The organism is Streptomyces sp. LUP30, from assembly GCF_001746365.1.
Taxonomy (GTDB): Bacteria; Actinomycetota; Actinomycetes; order Streptomycetales; family Streptomycetaceae; genus Streptomyces.
Genome location: NZ_MJAJ01000043.1, coordinates 88077 through 109529, shown reverse-complemented (window position 1 = coordinate 109529; position 21453 = coordinate 88077). Strand labels below are relative to the sequence as shown.

At 74.0% G+C, this 21453-nt stretch carries 25 protein-coding genes; 15 read left to right on the top strand and 10 right to left on the bottom strand.

The genetic code is table 11. The annotated features are described in order from the left end of the window. Together BG482_RS41565 and BG482_RS29185 are read left to right on the top strand one after the other, a co-directional pair. The coding region (locus tag BG482_RS41565; protein WP_141746667.1) for an LPXTG cell wall anchor domain-containing protein at positions 1-134 on the top strand (134 nt) is incomplete at its 5' end. A 220-nt stretch (positions 135-354) separates the two neighbouring features. Further along, positions 355-1131, top strand: a complete 777-nt coding sequence (locus tag BG482_RS29185) for a GNAT family N-acetyltransferase (RefSeq protein ID WP_069772150.1) — start codon at positions 355-357, stop codon at positions 1129-1131. Between the two features lie 21 nt (positions 1132-1152). Here BG482_RS29185 and BG482_RS29180 read toward each other — a convergent pair whose 3' ends face one another. Continuing rightward, positions 1153-1416 (bottom strand): GlsB/YeaQ/YmgE family stress response membrane protein, encoded by a 264-nt coding sequence (locus BG482_RS29180; RefSeq protein WP_069772149.1) that lies wholly within the window; start codon positions 1414-1416, stop codon positions 1153-1155. A 220-nt stretch (positions 1417-1636) separates the two neighbouring features. Then, positions 1637-2083 (bottom strand): SPW repeat protein, encoded by a 447-nt coding sequence (locus BG482_RS29175; RefSeq protein WP_069772148.1) that lies wholly within the window; start codon positions 2081-2083, stop codon positions 1637-1639. A 250-nt stretch (positions 2084-2333) separates the two neighbouring features. Between BG482_RS29175 and BG482_RS29170 the strand changes: the two genes are divergently transcribed. Then, complete coding sequence (locus BG482_RS29170; RefSeq protein WP_069772147.1) at positions 2334-3308, top strand: MerR family transcriptional regulator; 975 nt, start codon at positions 2334-2336, stop codon at positions 3306-3308. A gap of 208 nt (positions 3309-3516) precedes the next feature. Here BG482_RS29170 and BG482_RS29165 read toward each other — a convergent pair whose 3' ends face one another. Further along, complete coding sequence (locus BG482_RS29165) at positions 3517-4212, bottom strand: type 1 glutamine amidotransferase domain-containing protein (protein WP_069772146.1); 696 nt, start codon at positions 4210-4212, stop codon at positions 3517-3519. A gap of 157 nt (positions 4213-4369) precedes the next feature. Here BG482_RS29165 and BG482_RS29160 point away from each other — a divergent pair, with 157 nt between their 5' ends. After that, positions 4370-5299, top strand: coding sequence for a LysR family transcriptional regulator (locus BG482_RS29160; RefSeq protein ID WP_069772145.1), 930 nt, complete (start codon positions 4370-4372; stop codon positions 5297-5299). A 7-nt stretch (positions 5300-5306) separates the two neighbouring features. Here BG482_RS29160 and BG482_RS29155 read toward each other — a convergent pair whose 3' ends face one another. Further along, positions 5307-6680 (bottom strand): deoxyribodipyrimidine photo-lyase, encoded by a 1374-nt coding sequence (locus BG482_RS29155; RefSeq protein WP_069772144.1) that lies wholly within the window; start codon positions 6678-6680, stop codon positions 5307-5309. 105 nt (positions 6681-6785) lie between these two features. Then, the gene (locus BG482_RS29150) at positions 6786-8309 is read right to left on the bottom strand and encodes an SDR family oxidoreductase (RefSeq protein ID WP_069772143.1); all 1524 of its coding nucleotides are present in this window, start codon (positions 8307-8309) and stop codon (positions 6786-6788) included. Positions 8310-8485: 176 nt separating this feature from the next. Here BG482_RS29150 and BG482_RS29145 point away from each other — a divergent pair, with 176 nt between their 5' ends. The 5 genes from BG482_RS29145 to ssuE all read left to right on the top strand — a co-directional run bounded on the left by BG482_RS29145 (position 8486) and on the right by ssuE (position 12654). Further along, entirely contained in the window at positions 8486-8992 is a 507-nt protein-coding gene (locus BG482_RS29145) for a MarR family winged helix-turn-helix transcriptional regulator (protein WP_069772161.1), read from the top strand. 190 nt (positions 8993-9182) lie between these two features. Continuing rightward, the gene (locus tag BG482_RS29140; protein ID WP_069772142.1) at positions 9183-11312 is read left to right on the top strand and encodes an MMPL family transporter; all 2130 of its coding nucleotides are present in this window, start codon (positions 9183-9185) and stop codon (positions 11310-11312) included. A gap of 74 nt (positions 11313-11386) precedes the next feature. Then, the gene (locus BG482_RS29135; protein WP_176741484.1) at positions 11387-11554 is read left to right on the top strand and encodes a hypothetical protein; all 168 of its coding nucleotides are present in this window, start codon (positions 11387-11389) and stop codon (positions 11552-11554) included. Between the two features lie 175 nt (positions 11555-11729). Next, a complete protein-coding gene (locus BG482_RS46230) occupies positions 11730-11813 on the top strand; it encodes a putative leader peptide (protein WP_370745902.1) in 84 nt (27 codons plus the stop codon). 286 nt (positions 11814-12099) lie between these two features. Beyond that, positions 12100-12654 carry an NADPH-dependent FMN reductase gene (gene ssuE, locus BG482_RS29130; protein WP_069772140.1) on the top strand — a complete coding sequence of 185 codons (555 nt, stop codon included), beginning with the start codon at positions 12100-12102 and terminating at the stop codon, positions 12652-12654. A gap of 24 nt (positions 12655-12678) precedes the next feature. On the opposite strand, the gene BG482_RS29125 is transcribed toward ssuE, so the two are convergent. Beyond that, a complete protein-coding gene (locus BG482_RS29125; protein WP_069772139.1) occupies positions 12679-13707 on the bottom strand; it encodes an acyl-CoA dehydrogenase family protein in 1029 nt (342 codons plus the stop codon). 110 nt (positions 13708-13817) lie between these two features. On the opposite strand from BG482_RS29125, the gene BG482_RS29120 reads away from it, so the two are divergent. The 3 genes from BG482_RS29120 (at position 13818) to BG482_RS29110 (ending at position 16817) form a co-directional block, all read left to right on the top strand. Further along, positions 13818-14168: a YciI family protein gene (locus tag BG482_RS29120; RefSeq protein WP_069772138.1), complete on the top strand. Its 351-nt coding sequence runs from the start codon at positions 13818-13820 to the stop codon at positions 14166-14168. Positions 14169-14171: 3 nt separating this feature from the next. After that, positions 14172-15389 carry an RNA polymerase sigma factor gene (locus BG482_RS29115; protein WP_069772137.1) on the top strand — a complete coding sequence of 406 codons (1218 nt, stop codon included), beginning with the start codon at positions 14172-14174 and terminating at the stop codon, positions 15387-15389. Between the two features lie 102 nt (positions 15390-15491). Next, positions 15492-16817: an aldehyde dehydrogenase family protein gene (locus BG482_RS29110; RefSeq protein WP_069772136.1), complete on the top strand. Its 1326-nt coding sequence runs from the start codon at positions 15492-15494 to the stop codon at positions 16815-16817. Positions 16818-16961: 144 nt separating this feature from the next. Here the strand turns inward: BG482_RS29110 and BG482_RS29105 are convergent, their stop codons facing one another. The 3 genes from BG482_RS29105 to BG482_RS44575 are packed head-to-tail and all read right to left on the bottom strand — an operon-like array spanning position 16962 to position 18090. Beyond that, on the bottom strand, positions 16962-17468 hold the full coding sequence (locus BG482_RS29105) for a hypothetical protein (protein ID WP_141746666.1): 507 nt from the start codon (positions 17466-17468) through the stop codon (positions 16962-16964). After that, positions 17465-17821 carry a hypothetical protein gene (locus BG482_RS44580; RefSeq protein ID WP_141746665.1) on the bottom strand — a complete coding sequence of 119 codons (357 nt, stop codon included), beginning with the start codon at positions 17819-17821 and terminating at the stop codon, positions 17465-17467. The genes BG482_RS29105 and BG482_RS44580 overlap by 4 nt, the downstream gene beginning before the upstream one ends. Beyond that, complete coding sequence (locus BG482_RS44575; RefSeq protein WP_069772133.1) at positions 17818-18090, bottom strand: helix-turn-helix domain-containing protein; 273 nt, start codon at positions 18088-18090, stop codon at positions 17818-17820. Before BG482_RS44575 ends, BG482_RS44580 begins: the two co-directional genes overlap by 4 nt. A 237-nt stretch (positions 18091-18327) precedes the next feature. On the opposite strand from BG482_RS44575, the gene BG482_RS29090 reads away from it, so the two are divergent. The 3 genes from BG482_RS29090 (at position 18328) to BG482_RS29080 (ending at position 20948) form a co-directional block, all read left to right on the top strand. Further along, on the top strand, positions 18328-19293 hold the full coding sequence (locus BG482_RS29090) for an aldo/keto reductase (RefSeq protein WP_107450800.1): 966 nt from the start codon (positions 18328-18330) through the stop codon (positions 19291-19293). 145 nt (positions 19294-19438) lie between these two features. Continuing rightward, positions 19439-19834 (top strand): VOC family protein, encoded by a 396-nt coding sequence (locus BG482_RS29085; protein WP_069772132.1) that lies wholly within the window; start codon positions 19439-19441, stop codon positions 19832-19834. Between the two features lie 37 nt (positions 19835-19871). Beyond that, a complete protein-coding gene (locus BG482_RS29080) occupies positions 19872-20948 on the top strand; it encodes an adenosine deaminase (protein WP_069772131.1) in 1077 nt (358 codons plus the stop codon). On the opposite strand, the gene BG482_RS29075 is transcribed toward BG482_RS29080, so the two are convergent. Further along, entirely contained in the window at positions 20930-21445 is a 516-nt protein-coding gene (locus tag BG482_RS29075; RefSeq protein WP_069772130.1) for a DUF664 domain-containing protein, read from the bottom strand. The genes BG482_RS29080 and BG482_RS29075 overlap by 19 nt on opposite strands. Positions 21446-21453: the final 8 nt, after the last annotated feature.

The following is a 21453-nucleotide window of genomic DNA, read 5'->3' as shown; positions in this document are numbered from 1 at the left end:
AGGCCGCGGCGCCCGTCGCCGCCCTCGCCCGCACGGGAGCCGACGCCGCCCTGCCCGCCCTCGCCGGCAGCGCCGCCCTGATGCTGGGCGGAGCGCTGCTCTACCGGAGGTTCCGCCCGCCCACCGGGCGCTGAGCGGCGCCGACGGGCGGACGAGCCGCAGGCCCGGTCGGGCGCGGGGGGCCTGCGGTCGCGCTCGGCGGCCTGGGAAAGCGCGCCCGGAGCGCAGCCCGCGCCTCGTCGACCGGCACGGCCTGCGCCGGCCGGGTGGCACGGGAGCGCCCGCCGACGCAGGGAAGCCCCCGCCGCGCTAATTGCGTTGTGCGGGGGCACGGGCGGGTGCTGGAGTGGGCGCATGGATCATGCCGCGGTACTCGCCCTGTACGACCGGGAGATGCGCGAAGGCGCGCGCCCCGAGAGCTCCGACGCCCGGGTCGAGAAGGCCGGGGGAGTGGTCCGGCACATCGGCGGCGACGGCGGCTGGAGCGGTGTCCTGTGGTCCGACCTGGACGCGACCGACGCCGACGCGGCCATCGCCGAGCAGGTCGCCCACTTCGGCGGCCTCGGCCACGAGTTCGAGTGGAAGCTGTACGGGCACGACCGTCCGGCCGACCTCGGGCAGCGGCTCACGGCGGCCGGGTTCGTGCCCGACGAGGAGGAGACCCTCATGGTCGGCGAGACGCGCGACCAACTCGGCGACGTCGCACCGCCCGAGGGCGTCCGCATCGTCCCGGTCACCGACCGGGCGGGCGTCGAGCTCATGGTCGAGGCGAACGAACGGGCCTTCGGCCGTGACGGCTCCTGGCTGCGCGACCTCCTGCGCGCCCGCCTCGCGTCGGGCGCCGAAGAATTCGTCGCCCTGGTCGCGCTGGCCGGGGACGTGCCGGTGAGCTCGGCTCGGATGGAACTCGTCCCGGGCACCGGATTCGCCGGTCTGTGGGGCGGTGGCACCGTCGACGGCTGGCGCGGCCGGGGTCTCTACCGCGCGCTGATCGCCCACCGCGCCCGCATCGCCGCCGAACGCGGCTACCGGTATCTGCAGGTCGACGCCTCCGACCAGAGCCGCCCCATCCTGGAACGGCTCGGCTTCGCCGCGCTGAGCACGACGACCCCGTACCTCTACACCCACTGAGGTCGTGCCGGGCACCGTGCGTCAGCGTCGCGACTTCGCCCGGTCCAGTGCGGCGACGCCCACCGCGGCCAGCCCGATCTGGATGAGCCACTCGATCCAGTCGACGCCCTTCGTGTCGTCGACCCCGAGGCCCGCGGCGAGCAGCGAGCCGATCAGCGCGGCCACGATGCCGACCCCGATCGTCCACAGCACGCCGATGCGCTGGCGTCCCGGGACGACGAGCCGCCCGAGCACACCGATGACGATGCCGATGAAGATGGCACTGATGATGCCGTTGATCTCCATCTCCGCCCCTCCGCTTCTCCGTGCGAGCGCGTTGGCCCGTTGGCCCGTTGGCCCGTTGGCCCGTTGACTGATGTCTGCCCACGGGGCGGTGGGACAGTCCGTTCCGCTCGGCGCGCCCTCCCCCCGTCGGGCGGGCGCCGGGACGGCGGGGCCATGTGTGACGGCCGGGGCGGCCCGCGTCCGCGGGTCGGCCCGGCCGTGCTCCGGGTGCGGGACGGGACTACGGGGTGGGGGTGCGGGTGCTCCGCGCCGCCGTTGCGGTGCACATCAGCCCGAGGAGCAGGGCCAGCGCGCCGATGACGATGTTGTTGACCGCGACGCCGGCGTCCGGGCTGTCGCCGACGATCCACGGTGCCACGATCATCCAGATGCCCGCCGCGCACATGGCCCAGCTCAGGCCGTACATCCGTGCGGGAGCCGCGGTGAAGCCGAGGCCCAGGAGGGCGATCGCGATGCCGACGATCAGGTTGTGGGTGACCAGGGCGGGCTGGCTCGCCGTGTAGTGGAGTACCCACGGGGACACGGCACAGTACAGACCCAGCAGGAACACCGGTCCGTCCACGAGTGCCACATCACGACCGCCGAGCATGCGGGCGTAGCGTGCCTGCATCTCGGGAACGTCGGGGTGCGTCGACATGTCGCCTCTGGTGGGCGAGACGTTGGCCATGATCCGTCTCCTTTGACTCTCAGGGCCGACCGCTTCGGTGCGGTGTGCGGTAAGCGCCGCGCATGTCCATTGTGCTCTTATTAATCCTTTATGTGTAGAGTCTGCGTTCCTCGATCGCGCCACCTGCCCGCGCCGAATCATCAGGCGATGGCGCGGCGATGGCGCGGCGATGACGCGGAGCTGATCCGGCCTCATGAGCCGTGTGCCGACGGGCGCACCGTGCGTCGCTTCTGCGTCGTATCGTGGCGTCGTGAGCGAGCTGCCGAGTCCCGATGACGCCGTTCTGACCACGGGGGCGTTGGCCCACCGGCTCGGCGTGGCGCCCACCACCCTGCGTTCGTGGGACCGGCGGTACGGCATCGGGCCCGCCGTGCGCGCGGACGGCCGGCACCGGCGCTGGCGGCCGAGCGACGTGGCCGTGCTGGAGGCGATGTGCCGGCTCACCTCCTCCGGCGTGCCTCCCGCGGACGCGGCCCGCGCGGCGAAGGACGCGGTGCTCCGGCCGGCCGCGGAACCGGCGGACACGGTCCCCGAACGGACGGATGAGCCGGGCGCTCTCGCACTCGGCGGCGACGTCCGTCAGGAGTGCCGGGGCCTGGCCCGCGCTGCCGTGCGCCTCGACGCGCCGGCCGTCGCGGAGCGCTTGGAGGCGGCGGTGCAACGCCACGGACTCGCCGTCGCCTGGCAGGAGGTGATGGTCCCGACCCTGCACGCCGTGGGACGTAAGTGGGCCTCGTCCGGCGACCGGTACGTCGAGGTGGAGCACCTGCTGTCCTGGCAGGTCTCCACCGCGTTGCGCCGTGCGCCCCACGCCGTCGTGACGGGCGGTCAGGAGGGAAGGCCCGGGCCGGTGCTGCTGGCCTGCGTGCCGGGCGAACAGCACAGTCTGCCGCTGGAGGCCCTCAACGCGGGCCTCCTCGAACTCGGCGTCCCGACCCGGATGTTCGGAGCGGCCGTGCCGGTCGAGGCGCTGATCGCGGCCGTGCGGCGGCTGGGCCCGGTCGCCGTGGTGCTGTGGGCGCAGACGCGGTCCACCGCCAGCCTGCCCCTGGCCCGGCATCTCGCGGACACCCGGTGGGGGGTCACCGGAGCCCGGCGGGCCCCGACCGTGGTGCTCGGCGGCTCCGGCTGGGCCGGCCGCGCCGCCCCGGGCCTGCCCCGGCCCACGGGCCTGAGCGACGCGCTGACGCTGCTGGCCGGCGTACACGGCCGCGGCACGGCATGAGGCACGGCCGCACTGCCGACGGCCGAGGCCTCCGGGCCCCGGCGCCTGAGAGCCGCCGGGCTTGAGAGCCGCCGGGCCCCGAGGGGCGCGGCGCCCTTAGGCGTCCCGGGGCGCGCGAACGGCCGGGAGGCGGGGGCGTCCTCACGGACGCGGGCGCCGGAGACGGCGCGGGCGACGAACGGAGGTTTGTCCGGTGCGGGCGACCGCCTCAGTGCAGCTTCTTCAGCAGTTCATCTGCGAGCGGGGCGGAGGAGGCGGGGTTCTGGCCGGTGACGAGGTTGCGGTCGACCACGACGTGCGGCGCCCAGGGCTCGCCGACCCGCACGTCGACGCCCGCCTCGGTGAGCCGGTCCTGCAGCAGCCACTTCGCCTTGTCGCCCAGGCCGGCCTGGTGCTCCTCGGCGTTGGTGAACGCGGCGATCCGGTAGCCCGCGAAGGCGTTGGCGCCGTCCTCGGAGACCGCGGCGAGCAGCGCCGCCGGACCGTGGCAGACCACGCCCAGGGGCCTGCCCGAGGCCAGGGCGTCGGCCAGGAGACGCCCGGACACGGCGTCGACGGCCAGGTCCTCCATCGGGCCGTGGCCGCCCGGGTAAAAGACGGCCGCGTAGTCGCCGAGGTCCACGTCCTCCAGTCGCAGCGGCCGCTGCAGCTCGGTCATGCCGGCGAGCACGGCGGCGACCCGGTCGGCGCCTTCCTGCCCGCCGTTGACCTCGGCGGCCAGGCTGCCCTTGTCCACGGTGGGCACGACGCCGCCGGGCGTGGCGACGACGACCTCGTGGCCCGCCGCCCGGAACGCCTCGTAGGGGGCGACGGCTTCCTCGGCCCAGAAGCCGGTGGGGTGCTGGGTGCCGTCGGCGAGCGTCCAGTGGTCGGCGCCGGTCAGCACGAAAAGGATCTTGGCCATGAGTGATCTCCGAGAGGGTCGGCGCCGACGCTCCGCTCCGCGGACCGCCGACGCATGGGTGCCTGAGCGAACCTAGGCGGTCGAGGCATAGGGATCCAATGAGGATTCCGATGCCCGGCATCGAGGATCCTATGGGCGGCGGAGGAATACTGGCGCGGTGGAACACAGCGACGGCCGACCGGCCGGCCCCCTGGACCTGAACCTGCTGCGCACCTTCCTCGCCGTGTACCGCTCGGGCTCGTTCACCGGGGCGGCGCAGCTGCTGAAGCTCTCCCAGCCGACCGTGACGACGCAGATGCGGGCGCTGGAGCGGCAGACCGGGCGCGAGCTCTTCGAACGGCTCCCGCGCGGCGTCTCGCCGACCGCCGTCGCCGACGAGCTGGCGGCCCGTGTCTCCGCGCCGCTCGACGAGCTGGCCGTCGTGGCCGACCCGGACCCGGGGGCGGGCCGGGCGGGTCCGGCCGATCCGGTGCACCTCGCCGGACCGGCCGAACTGCTGTGCACCCGTGCGCTTCCCGCGCTGGCGCCGCTGGTGGCCGACGGCGTGCGGCTGCGCGTCGCCACCGGCCTGACCGACGCGCTGCTGGAGGGGCTGCGCGCGGGACGGCACGACCTGGTGGTCGCGACCACCCGCCCCCGCGGCCGCACCCTGCACGCGGTCCCCCTGACGGACGAGGAGTTCGTCCTCGTCGCGGCCCCGGTGTGGGCGGCGCGGCTCCGGGGCCCGTTGGCCGCCGAGGGCCCGGCGGCCCTGCACGGCGTCCCGCTGATCACGTACGCGGAGGACCTGCCCATCGCGCGCCGCTACTGGCGGCACGTCTTCGGCAGGCGTCTGTCGGGCTCCGCCGCGGTGACCGTGCCCGATCTGCGCGGGGTCCTGGCCGCGACCGTCGCGGGAGCGGGCGTCACGGTCCTGCCCCGCTATCTCTGCCTCGGCGAATTGGCCTCCGGCGCCCTCGTCCCGCTCCACGAGCCGTCGGACCCGCCCATCAACACGGCGTACCTGGTCCAGCGGCCCGGCGCGGCCGCGAACCGGGACGTGACCCGGGTGCGCGATCTCCTGCTGAGCGCGGCTCCGCAGTGGTGAGGGGCGCTCAGGGGCGTTCCCGGGCCCGCTTGAACCGGGCCAGTCCCTCGGAGAGCGCCACGACCGGGTCCGGGTAGTCGAGCGCCGCGCGGTCCTTGCCGGTCAGTTTCCACGGCTCGTGCACCTCGGGCGCGGCCAGGTCCGCCAGCTCCGGCAGCCAACGCCGTACGTACGCCCCGTCGGGGTCGAACCGCTTCGCCTGGGTGACGGGGTTCAGGACCCGGTTGGGCCGCGAGTCGGTGCCGGTGCCCGCCACCCACTGCCAGTTGAGCTGGTTGTTGGCCACGTCCCCGTCGACCAGCAGGTCCAGGAAGTGGCGGGCGCCGACGCGCCAGTCGACGTACAGCGTCTTGGCGAGGAAGCTGGCGGTCAGCAGGCGGCCCCGGTTGTGCATCCATCCCTCGTGGCGCAGCTGCCGCATCGCCGCGTCCACCAGCGGGTAGCCGGTGCGGCCCTCCCGCCACGCCTCGACGTCGGCGCGGGCCGTGCGCTCCGAACGCCAGCGGTCGTGTTTGGTGCGGTAGTCGGCGGTCGCCGTCCCGGGCCGGGCCGCGAGCACCTGGCGGTGGAAGTCGCGCCAGGCCACCTGCCGTACGAACGCGTCGGCTCCCGGCCCGCCCACCTGGCGCGCGCGGTGCACGAGCTCCACCGCGGACAGGGTCCCGAAGTGCAGATGGGGCGACAGCCGGGAGGTGGCGTCGCCCGCCAGGTCGTCGTGACCGTCCTCGTACGTGCCGACGCCGGACCGCAGCCAGGAGGCGAAGCGCCGGCGGCCCTCCTCCTCGCCGCCCGCCGCCAGACCCGGCGACAGCCCCGCCAGGTCCCTGCGGTCGGGCAGTTCCTCGGAGCCGACCCCCTCCGGGACCGGCACCGTCCGGGGCGCGTCGAGCGGCTCACGCAGCCGTGCCCGCGACCAGTGTCCGAAGTACGGCGTGAACACGGCGAAGTGGTCCGAGGAGGCCGGGGCGAGCGTGCCCGGACCGACGGCGCTCGTCACCTCGTCGTGCACATGCAGCCGCACGCCCTCGGACTCCAGGGCCCGCCGGAGGCCTTCCTCGCGCCGTCGCGCGTGCGCGCTCACGTCGGCGGCCAGATGGACCTCGTCCGCCTCCGCCTCGGCCGCCACCCGGCACACCTGCTCCACCAGCTCGCCCGAGCGCACGACGAGCCGGCCGCCCCGCTCGCGCAGTCCCGCGTCGAGGTCGCGCAGACTGTCGGCGAGGAACGCCAGTCTGTTCGGCGCGGCGAACCCGGCGCGGTCGACGGCCCGGTCGCGCACGAACAACGGGACCACCTGGCGCGCGCCGTCGAGGGCCGCGCGCAGCGGCGGGTGGTCGTGCAGACGCAGGTCGGCGGTGAACAGGACGAGCGAGACGTTCATGAGGGGGCTCCGGGGGAGGGGGCGTTCCGTGCATCGCTTCCGATCGGCGGCGCCCGGCGGATGCAGCCGGGCGGGGGGTTCGGGGCCGCCTCCCGTCGTGACCGGTCAGCGGGCCGGTTCCCGTGCCCGCGCCGACGCGTCCGCCACCGCCGCCTGAGCGATGTTGCGCGCCATGCCGCCGAACACGAGCGTGTGGAAGGGCGCCACGCTCCACCAGTAGGCGTGGCCGAGCAGGCCGTGGGGGTGGAACACGGCGCGCTGGTGGAAGCGGGCCCGGCCGCCGGCCTCCGGCTCGGCCCGCAGCTCCAGCCAGGCCAGGCCCGGCAGCCGCATCTCGGCCCGCAGCCGCAGCAGGCGACCGGGTTCGATCTCCTCGACCCGCCAGAAGTCCAGCGAGTCGCCCACCCGCAGCCGGGCGGCGTCCCGGCGGCCGCGGCGCAGCCCCACCCCGCCCGCCAGCCGGTCGAGCCGGCCGCGGACGGCCCAGGCGAGCGGGAAGGAGTACCAGCCGTTGTCGCCGCCGATGCCCTCGATCACCCGCCACAGCGACGCGGGCGGGGCGTCGACGGCGAGGTCGCGGACGTCGGTGTAGAGGCTGCCCCCGGCCCAGCCGGGGTCGGTGGGCAGCGGGTCGCTGGGCGCGCCCGGGACGGAGGCGGAGGACCAGCGGGTGGCGACCTGCGCCTCCCGTACCTTGCGCAGGGCGAGCCGGACCGCCTCGTCGAAGCCGAGGGGATGGCCCGGCGGGTCCGGAACATACCGGGCGATGTCGTGCTCGTGGCAGATCACCTCGTGGCGCAGCGACTCGGTGAGCGGCCGCGCGATCGAGGCCGGCACGGGGGTGACCAGCCCGACCCAGTGGCTCGACAGGCCGGGGGTGAGCATCGGCAGCGACAGGATCAGCCGGCGCGGCAGTTCGGCGATCTCGGCGTAGCGGAGCATCATCTCGCGGTACGTCAGGACGTCCGGTCCGCCGATGTCGAAGGCCCGGGCGACGTCGTCCGGGAGCCGGGCGCAGCCGACCAGGGCGCGCAACACGTCGCGGACGGCCACGGGCTGGATCCGGGTGTGCACCCAGCTCGGGGTGACCATCACCGGCAGCCGCTCCGTCAGATAGCGGAGCATCTCGAAGGAGGCCGACCCGGAGCCGATCACCACCGCGGCCCGCAGCACGGCGGTGGGGACGCCGCAGGCCAGCAGGATCCGTCCCACCTCGGCGCGTGAGCGCAGGTGCGGCGACAGCTCCCGCTCGGGCACGTCGGCCGGGGTGAGGCCCCCGAGGTAGACGATGCGGCGCACGCCCGCCGCCCGGCACTGTTCCCCGAAGATCCGGGCGGCCCGGCGGTCCGTCTCCTCGAAGTCGTCGCCCGTGGCGAGTGCGTGGACCAGGTAGTAGGCGACCTCGACGCCCTGGAGGGCCGCCGCGATCGACGCGGCGTCCGTGACGTCGCCGCGCGCCGTCTCGACGTCCCCGGCCCAGGGGTGGTCGCGCAGCCGCTCGGGGGCACGGGCCAGACAGCGCACCCGGTGGCCGGCGGCCAGCAGTTCAGGGACGAGCCGGCCGCCGACGTATCCCGTGGCGCCGGTCACCAGGCAGAGCGATCCGGCGTCGCGGCCCTCTGAGGTCATGAGTCCTCGGTCCTTCGTTCGGTCGGCCCCCTGGGGCCGGTACGGCGACGTCCGCCGACGCGGCGACGCCCGGCGGACGGTCCCTTCAGATCGCTTCCACGCGGAGACGGCGTGCGGATGCACCCCGGGGTTGTGCGCACGAACGAGTGATCGCGGACGGCGACTACGCTGACCTCGTGGCCACAGCTGACGAGCGTGCGGAGCGGGTGCCGGAAGAGCGGTCCGAGGCGTCCGGCGCGCCGACCGACCTGCATGCCTTCGCCGTCCGGCTGCGGCGGATGAACGGCGAGATCAACCGGCTGGTGCACGGGTTCGCCGGGGACCAGGGACTGCATGCGACGGACGTCCAGGCGCTCGCCGCGATCCTGGACGCGGACGGGCCGATGACACCCAAGCGGCTGCGTGAGCATCTCGGGCTGACCTCCGGCGCGGTCACCGCGTGCGTCGACCGGCTGGAGCGCGCGGGTCACATCCGCCGGGTCCGGGAGAACGCCGACCGCAGGGTGGTCCACCTGTACTACGCGGACGAAGCCCGGTCGGCGGCCCGCGCCTACTTCCGGCCGCTGGCCGAGGCGACCCGGGCCGCGCGTGCCCGGTTCACCGAGGACGAGTTGTCGGTGGTGCTGCGCTTCCTCGGCGCGATGGGCGAGGAACTGTCCGAGATCCACGCGCCCGGGCGCTGAGACGGGCTCTCCCGGCTGCGTCCGGGACCGGTGGAGGGTGCATCCGGGGACCTGCCGAGGGCAGAAGGACAGGCGACGTCTAAGATCACTCGACGAATGACTTGCTCAATCATTGAGATTGTTTTTCATCGAGTATCACTGCCGCCGAGATGCCGCGCCTTCCACACCTTCCTCCCGGAACCGGAGAACGATGTCCGCCACCCTTCGACGCGCCCGCCGGCTCGTCCCGTTCCTCCTCGTCGCCGTCTGGCTCGTCGTCGGCGGCGTCCTCGGCCCCTACGCCGGGCGGCTGGGCGAGGTCGCCACCGACGACCAGGCGGCGTTCCTGCCGCGCAGCGCCGAGTCGACCGAGGTCGTCACCGCGCAACGCGCCTTCCGGCAGCAGGAGACGCTCCCGGTGATCGTCGTGTGGACCGCGGGCGGCGGACCCACGGCGGGCGAGGCCGGAGCGGGCCGGGCCGTGATCGAGCGCCGGACGGCGGACGCCGACCGCGCGCTCGCCCCGCTCGCCCATGACCGCGGCGCGTCCGGCGCGGCGTCGCCCGCGCTGCCCTCCGACGACGGTCGGGCCATCGAGGCCGTGGTGCCCCTGCGCCCCGACCTCGGGGACGACCTCGCCCCCACCCTCGACCGGATCCGCGCCGCCGCCGAACGCGTCCCCGGCACCACGGTCCAGCTGGCGGGACCTGCCGCGACCCGCGCGGACCTGGCCGACGCCTTCGCGGGCATCGACGGACTGCTCCTCGGCGTCGCCCTGGCCACCGTCCTGGTCATCCTGCTGCTGGTGTACCGCAGTGTGCTGCTCCCCCTGGTGATCATCTTCAGCGCGGTCCTCGCCCTCGGCCTCGCCTGCGCCGTCGTGTACGCGCTCGCCGACCACGGCATGGTGCGCGTCGACGGGCAGGTCCAGGGCATCCTCTCCATCCTCGTGATCGGCGCGGCCACCGACTACGCCCTCCTGCTGACCGCCCGCCACCGGGAGGAACTCGCCGCGGGCGCCGACCGGTTCGCCGCCGTCACGGGCGCGCTGCGCGGCTCCTCCGGAGCGATCGTGGCCAGCGCCGCCACCGTCGCCCTCGGACTGCTCGCGCTGCTGCTCAGCGACCTCACCAACAACCGCGCGCTCGGACCGGTCGGCGCCGTCGGCATCGGCTGCGCCGTGCTCAGCACGCTGACCTTCCTGCCCGCCGTCCTGTCCCTCCTCGGCCGGACCGCCTACTGGCCCTCGCGCACGCACGCGGGCGGTACCGGACACGGCGTCTGGCGACGCGTCGCCGGGCTCGTCGACCGGGCCCCGCGCCGCGTCTGGGCGGTCGCCCTCGCCGCTCTGCTGGCCGCGGCCGCCTTCGCTCCGACGCTCGCCTCCCAGGGGACGCCCCTCGACGAGACCTTCGTGAACGACGCCCCCTCCGTCGCCGCGCAGCGCACCCTCGGCCGGCACTTCCCGGGAGGCTCCGGCAACCCCACCGTGATCGTCGCGGACGCCCGCCGGCTCCCGGAGGTCCTGGCCGCGGCCAGGACCACCGAGGGCGTCGCCTCGGCGGCCGGCGTCGGCGCGTCCGGACGCCCGGGCGGCACGCCCCTGGTGGTCGAGGGACGGGTGCGGATCGACGCCACCCTCGCCTCCGCGGCCGACGGCGACGACGCGCTGCGCACCGTGGCCCGCCTGCGGGCCGCCCTGCACGCCGTCCCCGGCGCGGACGCCCTCGTCGGCGGCTACACGGCCCAGCGCTACGACACCCTGCGCACCGCCGAACGCGACCGCACCCTCATCGTCCCCGTCGTCCTCGCCGTCATCCTCCTCGTCCTGACGGTCCTGCTGCGGTCCCTGCTGACGCCCGTGCTGCTCGTGGCCACGGTGGCGCTGAACTTCCTCGCCACGCTGGGCGTCTCGGGCCTCGTGTTCCGGCACGTGTTCGGCTTCGGCGGCACCGATCCGTCCGTGCCGCTGTACGGCTTCGTGTTCCTGGTCGCGCTGGGAGTCGACTACAACATCTTCCTGATGTCCCGGGTGCGCGAGGAGTCCCTGCGGCACGGTGTGCGCGAAGGCGTCCTGCGCGGACTGGTCACCACCGGGGGCGTCATCACCTCGGCCGGCGTGGTGCTCGCCGCCACGTTCGCCGCGCTCGGGGTGATCCCCCTGGCCTTCCTCGCCCAGATCGCCTTCATCGTCGCCTTCGGAGTCCTGCTCGACACCCTCGTCGTGCGTTCACTGCTGGTGCCCGCGCTGGTGCGGGACATCGGAGCCCCCGCCTGGTGGCCCGGACGGCTCGGCCGCGACCGGACCGGGACAGGTGACGCCCCGTCGGCTCGCGGATGAACATGTTCGCGCCGATCCCGGGAAGCCGGAGTACGGAGCAGTTGTCCGTTACGCATCGGGAGGTGTCTGCCGCTATGAGCGCGAAGGTCTTGGAGCGTTTCCCCGCAGGATCCCCGCGAGGATCGTGGCCGGCGGAGGAGTACGCGGCACGGCGGCGAGCCGAGGGGGAGCCCGCGACCGTGGTCATGGACCTGAAGTCGGATGCCTTCCTCGTCGTGGTCCCCCTCGGCGACGAGGACTGAACCCCTTGAGGGGGCCGGGCGACGCGCCCGGCCCCCTCGAGACGTAGCGGGTCCGTCCGGTGGCTGTGCAGGCGTGTTCCCCCCGTCCCGCGTCGGCGGGAACGCCCGGTCCGCGATACGAGACCGGGCCGCTTCTCCTTGACTGCCGTCGCCGACGGCTGCCACGATCATCGACATGAACATGCGACTGGACCTCACGCGGCGACGCCATGTCGACCTCGCGCGCGTCTCCAGCGCCTCCTGTTGCGCCGCGGCCTGATCCCTCCCGCGATCCGCCGCGCTCTTTTCTTCTCTCCGCGTCTCCGCCCGGATTCACCGCGCCCGTTTCCCCTGACGCGGCACGGCCTCCGGCGTCTGGACGCCGTGAGTCCGGCGTGCCCGAAGACCTTCCGCACCAGGAGTTCCGCATGCCCGCCCGCCCGGGCCGGCGAGTTCGCCGCGGTCCTCGCGGGTGAACCGCCCGCAGCCACCTGGTGATCCTGACCGCTCCCACCCGCAGCGCCCCGCCGCGCCGAGGCGCCCCGGGCACCTTCGAAAGAGGACCCATGGCCACCGTCCTGTCCGTCTCCGGCAGCCCTTCCGCCTCCTCCCGCACCGGCCGTCTGCTGCGCCACCTCGACCAGCGGCTCGCCGCCCAGGGGCACCGGGTGATCCCGCTCGACGTCCGCACGATCCCCGCCGCGGCCCTGCTCGGCGCGGACTTCCGTCACCCGGCGATCGTCGAGGCGGCCGAGCTGTTCGCGCGCGCCGACGGCGTCGTCGTCGCCACCCCGGTCTACAAGGCGTCCTACTCCGGCGTGCTCAAGGCGCTCCTGGACCTGCTCCCGCAGTACGCGCTCACCGGCAAGACGGTCCTGCCCCTGGCGACCGGCGGCTCCACCGCCCACGTCCTGGCCATCGACTACGCCCTGCGGCCGGTGCTGAACTCCATGGGCGCGGCCCACATCGTGCAGGGCTGGTTCACCCTCGACAAGGACATCACCGCCCACGAGGACGGCTCCGTCACCGTCGCGCCGGCCGCCACCGAGGCCCTCGCCCAGGTCGTCGACCAGTTCTCGGCCGCGCTCGGGCGCACGCCGTATCTGGCCGCGGCGAGCTGAGCGTGCCGTCCCGCCATCGGTCGATCAGCCCGCCAGCGCGGCGAGATGCGCCGTGCGCGACGCGTGCGTCTGGCCCTGGACCATCAGGAACAGGGCCTCCCTCGCCAGGCGTTGGGCCCTGTTCGTCAGCAGCATCGAGCGGCCTCCGCCGGCGACCACCGCAGCGGTGGTGACGGCCCGCATCAGCTCGTACGCCTGTGTCCTGAGAGCCGGCCGTCGCGCATGGCGCCCGTGCGGCGCGGGGTGGTCGGCCAGGGCGTAGGCCTCGCCGCGCAGCGCGGTCAGCCGGGCGCGGAAGGGAGCCGCCGTGTCCTCGTCCAGCAGGGTGAGGGCCGTCCCGGTGACGCCGAACACCGCCGGGTTGGTGTTCGCCGTCCTCTCGCGGTCCGTCGCCGCCCACTGTTCGTAAGGCGTGCGCAGGGCCACCGCCTCCTCCGGCAGCCACAGCCCGTCCAGCTCCAGGGAGACCGTGCGGGCCGCGGAGAGGGCGGCCAGGCGCATCGGGGCCGACGGCCGCATACCCGGCTGCGGCCGTGCCTCGGCGAACGCGAACAGGGCCTCGTCCGCTTCGGTGACCCCGGCCAGCAGCATGACGTCGTTCAGACCCCACCCGGTGTACCAGGGCACCGTTCCGTCGAAGCGCCAGCCGCCCCGCTCCCGGGTGGCCCGCACGGGCGTGCGCGGATACGCCCGCAGATGCGCGTACGCCACCCCGGACAGCAGCTCACCGGTCGCCAGCCGGCCGAGCAGACGCTCGCGCACGGGCCCCTCGCTCCGGGCCAGGGTCAGCACCGGGGTGTGGTGCTGCGTCTGCACGAACCAGGTCGAGCAGCACGCCCCGGCCAGGATCTCCGCCGTCTCCCGCACCACCGCCGAGGACGCCGCCGCGCCGCCGTACTCCTTCGGGGCGTGCAGACCGAGCAGACCCGAGCGTCGGATCTCGGCGAGATGACCGGCGGGCACCTCCCCCTGGTCGACCTGTTCGGCCTGCGGGGCGAGGAGGTCCTCGGCGAGGCGGCGGGCGCGGGCGACGAGAGGGTGCGGTGCGGTCATGGACGAGATTCTTTCCCGGTTCCCGGCGCGGGGTGTCGATCCGGGACGGCGCCGTTCGTGTAGGAGATGAGACAAGGGCACGACACGGCACGACACCCCAGGAGGACGTCATGACGCACTACCTGCTCAGCGTGGTCCAGCCCGTCGGCGGCGAGCCGCCCGCGGCCGAGGAGCTCGCCGGCATCATGCGCCGAGTGCAGGCGTACAACGACGAACTGCGCGCCGCCGGCGCCTGGGTCTTCGCCGGCGGACTGCACGGACCGGAGACGGCCACGGTGCTGCGGCCGAAGGACGGCGACGTGCTCGTCACCGACGGGCCGTACGCCGAGGGCAAGGAGTACCTCGGCGGCCTCTGCCTGATCAAGGCCGCGGACCTGGACGAGGCCCTGGACTGGGGCCGGAAGGCGGCCCTGGCCACGACCCTGCCCATCGAGGTGCGCCCCTTCGCCGACACGCACTGAGCGATGCCGGACACCACGGACGTCGAGGCCGTCTTCCGCGCGGAGTACGGCCGGGCCGTCGCCGTCCTCGTCCGCTTCCTCGGCGACATCGACCTCGCCGAGGAAGCGGTCCAGGACGCTTTCGCCACGGCCGTGCGCCGCTGGCCGCAGACCGGTGTGCCGCCCAGCCCCGCGGGATGGATCATCACCACCGCGCGCAACCGGGCCGTGGACCGGCTGCGGCGGGAGTCCACCCGGGACGCCCGTCAGGCCGAGGCCGTCCTGCTGTACGCCGCCGACCCGCCCGTGGAGGAGGGCCCCGTGCGAGACGACCGGCTCCGCCTGGTCTTCACCTGCTGTCATCCCGCGCTGGCCCCACAGGCGCAGGTCGCCCTGACTCTGCGGCTGCTCGGCGGTCTGACCACCGCGCAGATCGCCCGCGCCTTCCTGGTCCCCGAGCCGACCATGGCGCAGCGACTGGTCCGCGCCAAGGCGAAGATCCGCCACGCCCGCATCCCCTACCGGGTGCCCCGCGACGCCGACCTGCCCGACCGCCTCGACGGCGTGCTCGCCGTCGTCTACCTGATCTTCAACCAGGGCTACGAGGGCGACGCCGACCTGTGCGCGGAGGCCGTCCGGCTGGGCCGGCTCCTGACCGAGCTGATGCCGGACGAGCCCGAGGCCAGCGGGCTGCTGGCGCTGATGCTGCTCGTCGAATCGCGCCGCGGCGCACGCGAGGACGCCGACGGCACGCTCGTGCCGCTGCCCGACCAGGACCGGGGCCGCTGGGACCGGGACCTGATCGCCGAAGGGCAGGCGCTCGTCCGCCGCTGCCTGCGCCGCAACCGCCCCGGCCCGTACCAGATCCAGGCCGCGGTGCAGGCCGTCCACAGTGACGCGCCGACCGCCGACGCCACCGACTGGGAGCAGGTGCTACGGCTGTACGACCAGCTCATGGCCGTCGCGCCGAGTCCGGTCGTGGCCCTGAACCGGGCGGTCGCGGTGGCCGAGACCGAGGGCGCGCGCCCGGCCCTCGACCTGGTCGACGCGCTGGATCTCGACGGCTACCGCGTGTGGCACGCCGTCCGCGCCGACCTGCTGCGCCGTCTCGGCCGCACGGCCGACGCGGTACGGGCCTACGAGGCGGCCCTCGCGCTGAGCGAGAGCCCGGCGGAGCGCGCCTTCCTGCAGCGGCGACGGCGCGATGTGCTCACCGACCCGGGAATGTATTTTGGTGGATGAATGGTTGGCATATACATCGAGCTGACCGCTCGTCCGCATTCCCGGGGCCGTCAGGCCCGCTCCACCCAGGGCCGACAGGCCCGCGCACCCCAGCGAGGCACCGTGACCACCGCAGCCACCCCCGAGCAGCCCGCCGACGTCGTCGCCCGACTGCGCGCCGCCTTCCGCACCGGACGCACCAAGCCCGTCGCCTGGCGCAGGGACCAGCTGCGCGGGCTGCGCGCCCTGCTCACGGAGCAGGGCGCCGAGCTCGCCGCCGCCCTCCACGCCGACCTGGGCAAGAGCTCCACCGAGGCGTACCGCACCGAGATCGACTTCACCGTCCGCGAGATCGACCACACCCTGGAGCATCTGGACGGGTGGCTCAGCCCCGAGGCCGCCCCGGTCCCGGCCCACCTCGGCGCCGACGCCCGCGCCTGGACCCTGGTCGAGCCGCTCGGCGTGGTCCTGGTCATCGCCCCCTGGAACTACCCGGCCCAGCTCCTGCTCGCCCCGCTGGTCGGCGCCCTCGCCGCCGGCAACGCGGTGGTCGTCAAGCCCAGCGAGCTCGCGCCGGCCACCTCGGCCGCCCTGGCCCGTCTGCTGCCGGCCCACCTCGACACCGAGGCGGTCGCCGTCGTGGAGGGCGGGATCCCGGAGACCACAGCCCTGCTCGCCGAGCGCTTCGACCACATCTTCTACACCGGCAACGGCGCCGTCGGCCGGGTGGTCCTGCGCGCCGCCGCCGAACACCTCACCCCGGTCACCCTCGAACTCGGCGGCAAGTCACCGGCGTTCGTCGACCGCGACGCCGATCTCACCGTCGTCGCCGACCGGTTGGCCCGCGGCAAGTTCCTCAACGCCGGCCAGACCTGCGTGGCCCCCGACTACGTCCTGACCGACCCGCGGACGGCCGCCGCCCTCGAACCCCTCCTGAAGAGCGCGGTCGAGACGCTGTACGGGGCCGACCCGCAGTCCTCCGCCGAATACGGCCGCATCGTCAACGAACGCCACTTCGACCGGCTCAGCGGCCTGCTCGGCTCCGGCCGGGTCGTGGTCGGCGGCGGCAACGACCGCGCGGACAAGTACATCGCGCCGACCGTCCTCGCCGACGTCGACCCGAAGTCGCCCGTGATGCAGGAGGAGATCTTCGGCCCGATCCTGCCGATCGTCACCGTCGAGGGCCTGGACGAGGCGATCGGCTTCATCAACGACCGGGACAAGCCCCTCGCCCTCTACGTCTTCACCGACTCCGACGACACCCGGGACCGCATCGCCGCCGAGACCTCCTCCGGCGGCCTCGGCCTCGGACTGCCGCTCGCCCATCTCACCGTCTCCGACCTGCCGTTCGGCGGCGTGGGCGAGAGCGGCATGGGCAGCTACCACGGGCGCTACTCCATCGAGACGTTCAGCCACCGCAAGGCGGTGCTGGAGAAGCCGCTGCACTGAACGGCCCGCACCGCGGGCGCCTGCCGCAGTGGGCCCCGCTCGCCCTGATCGCCGCCGACGCGCCACGCCACGAGCCGCCCTGTGCGGCAGGCGACCGGGGGCCCGGGCGGGGCGCCGGGCCGCGTCCCGCCTGTCGTCCCTGACCTAGGAGGTGCTCCGGATGTCCTGGTCACGCGTGCTCGTCGATGGCTGCGAAGACGATTCCCGTAGCGGCAGACGACGGCCGTAGTACGTCATCACCAGGTGCTGGGCGCCCAACGTGACACCGAGGCCGAGCCAGAGGGCGTTGCCGTTGAACGGCTCGCCGAACGCTGCTTCCGCGATCGCGCCGAGCCCTGTTTTGACGGCGACGGTGGCGAGCCACAGCAGCAGCGTCACCCGGCCGCCCTTGCGGTACAGCCTTCCGTCTTCGCCCCGCCACATCGGCATGGTGCGACCGCGCAGGACCCCGGCAGCCACCGACACGACCGTCCCCGCGACCAGGAACGCGACCCCGGCCGCCGTCGCACGGCTCGGACCCGGTGGGACACAGCCGCGCGCGATCAGCAGGGCGACCCACAGATACGCCGCCGACCGGACGGGGCGCACGGAGAACTGGCTCACCAGGATCACGGTGGTGATGCCGAGGATCAACAGCAGACCAGGTGTCATCGGGGCGCAGACCCTTCGGCCAGATAGGTGGCGATCGCGGAAGACAGTGCGGCACGGAACGCGGCGTCGTGCGCCGGGTCGGCCGGATCGCGGCCGAGACCGGTCAGCCAGGAGCGCTTGCCGAGCGCGAATCCGTAGGTGGCTGACAGTGCCAGGAGAACGGCAGCCTCGATCCGGTCCCGGTCCGGCCGGTCCGTGTCGGGCAGGACGAGCCGAATACCGGCCTCGATCGCGTCGACCAGCTCGGACAGCCCCTGCGACGACGTGCCGACGTCCTCGGAGTGGAGGCTGGACCAGGCGAACAGACGCACGTGGCGCTCGTCGGCGAGCGTCTCGAACAGAACCCGGGTCATGCCGTCCGCGTACGGTACGCCGTGATCGGCGCGCATCCGTTCGCGGATCCGCTCCCGCTGCCGCTCGTTCTCGCGCGCGGTACGGCCCGGACGAGCGCGCTGTAGGTACCGAAGCAGTGGGTCACGAGGCCGTGGGAGATGCCGACGGCCTCCGCCACCCGGCGCAGGCCCACGCCGTCCGGCCCGTGCCGGGCGATCAGCTCGGCGGCGGCGTCGAGGATTTCCTGCCGCGCCTGCTCGGGCGCGCGTCTGCGCCGTGGCCCCGTCATGTTCCCCCCTGTGGGCAAGTCCGGCACCAGCTTATTGGCCAGAGTGACAACAGGTGGCGACATGGCCACTGCGACGATCCGGATGCGGGCCGCCTGCGCCTGACGCGGGGTGCGCAGGCCCCGCGCTGCCGGGTCGTCCTCACGGTGTACGAGATGCGGCAGCTCGGTCGCGCCGCCCACCCGCCGGGGGCGCGGGAGGGCCGGGAGCGGGTGCGCGGTGCGTGCGAGACTTCCGGGATGATCACAGGAACGATCACCGCGGACGCCGCGGGCACCTGGAACATCGGCGACCTGACCGTCAACCGCATCGGTTTCGGCGCGATGCGGCTGACGGGAAGCGCGGCCTTCCATCTCGGCACACCGGGCGACCGCGGCCGCTCTCTCGACGTGCTGCGCAAGGCGGTGGACCTCGGCGTCAACCACATAGACACCGCGGCCTTCTACTTCTCCGCCCTGCGCTCCGCCAACGAGCTCATCGGCAGCGCGCTGTCCCCGTACCCGGACGACCTGCTCGTCGCGGTCAAGGTCGGCCCGTTCCGCGACTACCGGGGGGAGTGGGGCGTTCCCGCCCGCCCCGAGGACCTGCGTGGCCACGTCGAGGAGAACCTGCGCCAGCTCGGCCGGGACCATCTCGACCTCGTCTACCTGCGCCGGATGGAACAGGAGTCGGTCGCCGAGCACTTCGGCGCCCTCGCCGAGCTGCGCGAGGCGGGCCTGATCCGCCACCTCGGCCTCTCCTCGGTCGGGCCCCGGCACCTCGCCGAGGCACAGGCCATCGCCCCGGTGGTGAGCGTGCAGAACCGGTACGGCTTCGGCGGTCACCACCCCGCCGCCGAGGAGCTCCTGCGCCTCTGCGGCGAACAGGGCATCGCCTTCGTCCCGTTCTTCGCCATCGCCGGCGACGCGGGCGCCCACGGGGCGACCACCACCCACGACGACGCGGTCCTCGCCGTGGCCCGCGCCCACGAGGCGACGCCCGCCCAGGTCCGGCTCGCCTGGACCCTCGGCCGGGGCCCGCACGTCCTGGCCATCCCGGGCACCGGGAACCCCGCGCACCTGGCCGAGAACGTGGCCGCCGGGGCACTGCGCCTCACGGGAGAGGAACTGCGGCGCCTGGACGCGGCCCACCGTGCGGCCGGTGAGGCCCGTCGCGCCCGTCAGGCCGGTGAGGCCGGTGAGGCCGGTCAGGGCAAGGGGGACTGACCCCGCCCATAGGGGCTCACGGCCCGGGCGCCGTGAGCCCCTGAGGGGGGAACTGGCGCCAGGAAGGTTTTACGTATAACCTCACCCGTCAATCCCCTTCCGGAAACTTCTCCGGAGCGCTCCGCACCCGCCTCGAAAGGTCCCGATGAGCCGCATCGCCCTGGTCACCCTCGTCGTCGACGACTACGACGAGGCGATCCGCTTCTACACCGAGGCGCTCGGCTTCCGGCTCGTCGAGGACGAGCCCCGCCCCGACGGCGCCCGCTGGGTCGTCGTGCGCCCGGGGGACCGTCAGGACGGCGTGGGGCTGCTGCTCGCCCGCGCCAAGGGCGAGGCCCAGCGTGCCCGTGTCGGCGACCAGACCGGCGGCCGTGTCGGCTTCTTCCTGCACACCGAGGACTTCGCAGGCGACCACGCCCGCATGCTCGCCTGCGGTGTGACCTTCCTGGAAGAGCCGCGTCACGAGCCGTACGGCTCCGTCGCCGTCTTCGAGGACCTGTACGGAAACCGCTGGGACCTGCTCCAGCCGGCCACCGCCTGAGCACCGCCCGCCGAACCACTCGCCGAGGAACACGCACATGACCGCGCCCCGCATCGACACCGACACCGACACCCTTCGCCGGCTCCCCAAGGCCGTCCTGCACGACCACCTCGACGGCGGACTGCGCCCCGCCACCGTCGTCGAACTCGCCGGGGAGGCCGGCCACACGCTGCCGACCACCGACCCCGACGAGCTGGCCGCGTGGTACTTCGAGGCCGCGAACTCCGGTGACCTGGTGCGGTACATAGCCACCTTCGAGCACACCCTCGCCGTCATGCAGACCCGTGAGGGCCTGCTGCGCACCGCCGAGGAGTACGTCCTCGACCTGGCGGCGGACGGCGTCGTCTACGGCGAGGTCCGCTACGCCCCCGAACTGATGCTGAACGGCGAGCTGACGCTCCCCGAGGTCGTCGAGACGGTCCAGGAGGGCCTCGCGGCCGGTATGGCGAAGGCGGCGGCGGCCGGGACGCCCGTGCGGGTGGGCACCCTGCTGTGCGGCATGCGGATGTTCGACCGCGTGCGCGAGGCGGCGGACCTCGCGGTCGCCTTCCGGGACGCGGGCGTCGTCGGCTTCGACATCGCGGGCGCCGAGGACGGCTTCCCGCCCGCCGACCACCTCGACGCCTTCGAGCACCTGCGCCGCGAGAGCGTCCCCTTCACGATCCACGCCGGCGAGGCCCACGGCCTGCCCAGCATCCACCAGGCCGTTCAGGTCTGCGGCGCCCAGCGCATCGGCCACGGCGTGCGCCTCACCGACGACATCGTGGACGGCAAGCTCGGCCGGCTCGCGGGCTGGGTGCGCGACCGCCGGATCGCGCTGGAGATGTGCCCCACCTCGAACCTCCAGACCGGCGCCGCCACCTCGATCGCCGAGCACCCGATCACGGCCCTGAAGGACCTCGGTTTCCGCGTCACCCTCAACACGGACAACCGGCTGGTCTCCGGCACCACGATGACCCGGGAGATGGCTCTGCTGGTCGAGGAGGCGGGCTGGGGCGTCGAGGACCTGCGCACGGTCACCGTGAACGCCCTCAAGAGCGCGTTCATCCCCTTCGACGAGCGCACGGCCCTCATCGAGGACGTCGTCCTGCCGGGCTACGCCACCGCGCTCTGAAGGATTCCGCGGACGTAGGCAGCCTGTCCGACGTGCTGCAGATCGTCGGACAGGACGCTGACCAGCCGCACGCCCAGCGTGACCGGCGGATCCCAGCGTTCGTCCACGACGCGATCGAGGTCCGCCGCGGTGAGCTCGCGCAGCGCCGTCAGGGTCTGCGCGTGCACGGCGTCGTGGTACCCGGTCAGCAGACCGGCTTCCCGCACCCGCACCTTCGCCACCTGCGCGGAGCTGTGGCCGTAGCCGGTGTCCTGGGGCGGCAGATCCAGGCCGAACCGTTTCTCCCAGTCCTGGGTCAGCCACAGCTGGTCGAGGCCGAAGGCGTCCGCGACGTGGTCGTCCTGGACCCGCGTCAGATGCCACACCAGCCAGGCGATCGAATTGGCCGTCGCGGCGGGCCGGGCGCCGAGCCCGCGGGGGTCGAGGCCCTCGACGGCCGCGTGGACCTCTTCCCGGACGCGGTCGAACCCGTCGATGAGGATGTCCTTGGCGTGCATACGTCCAC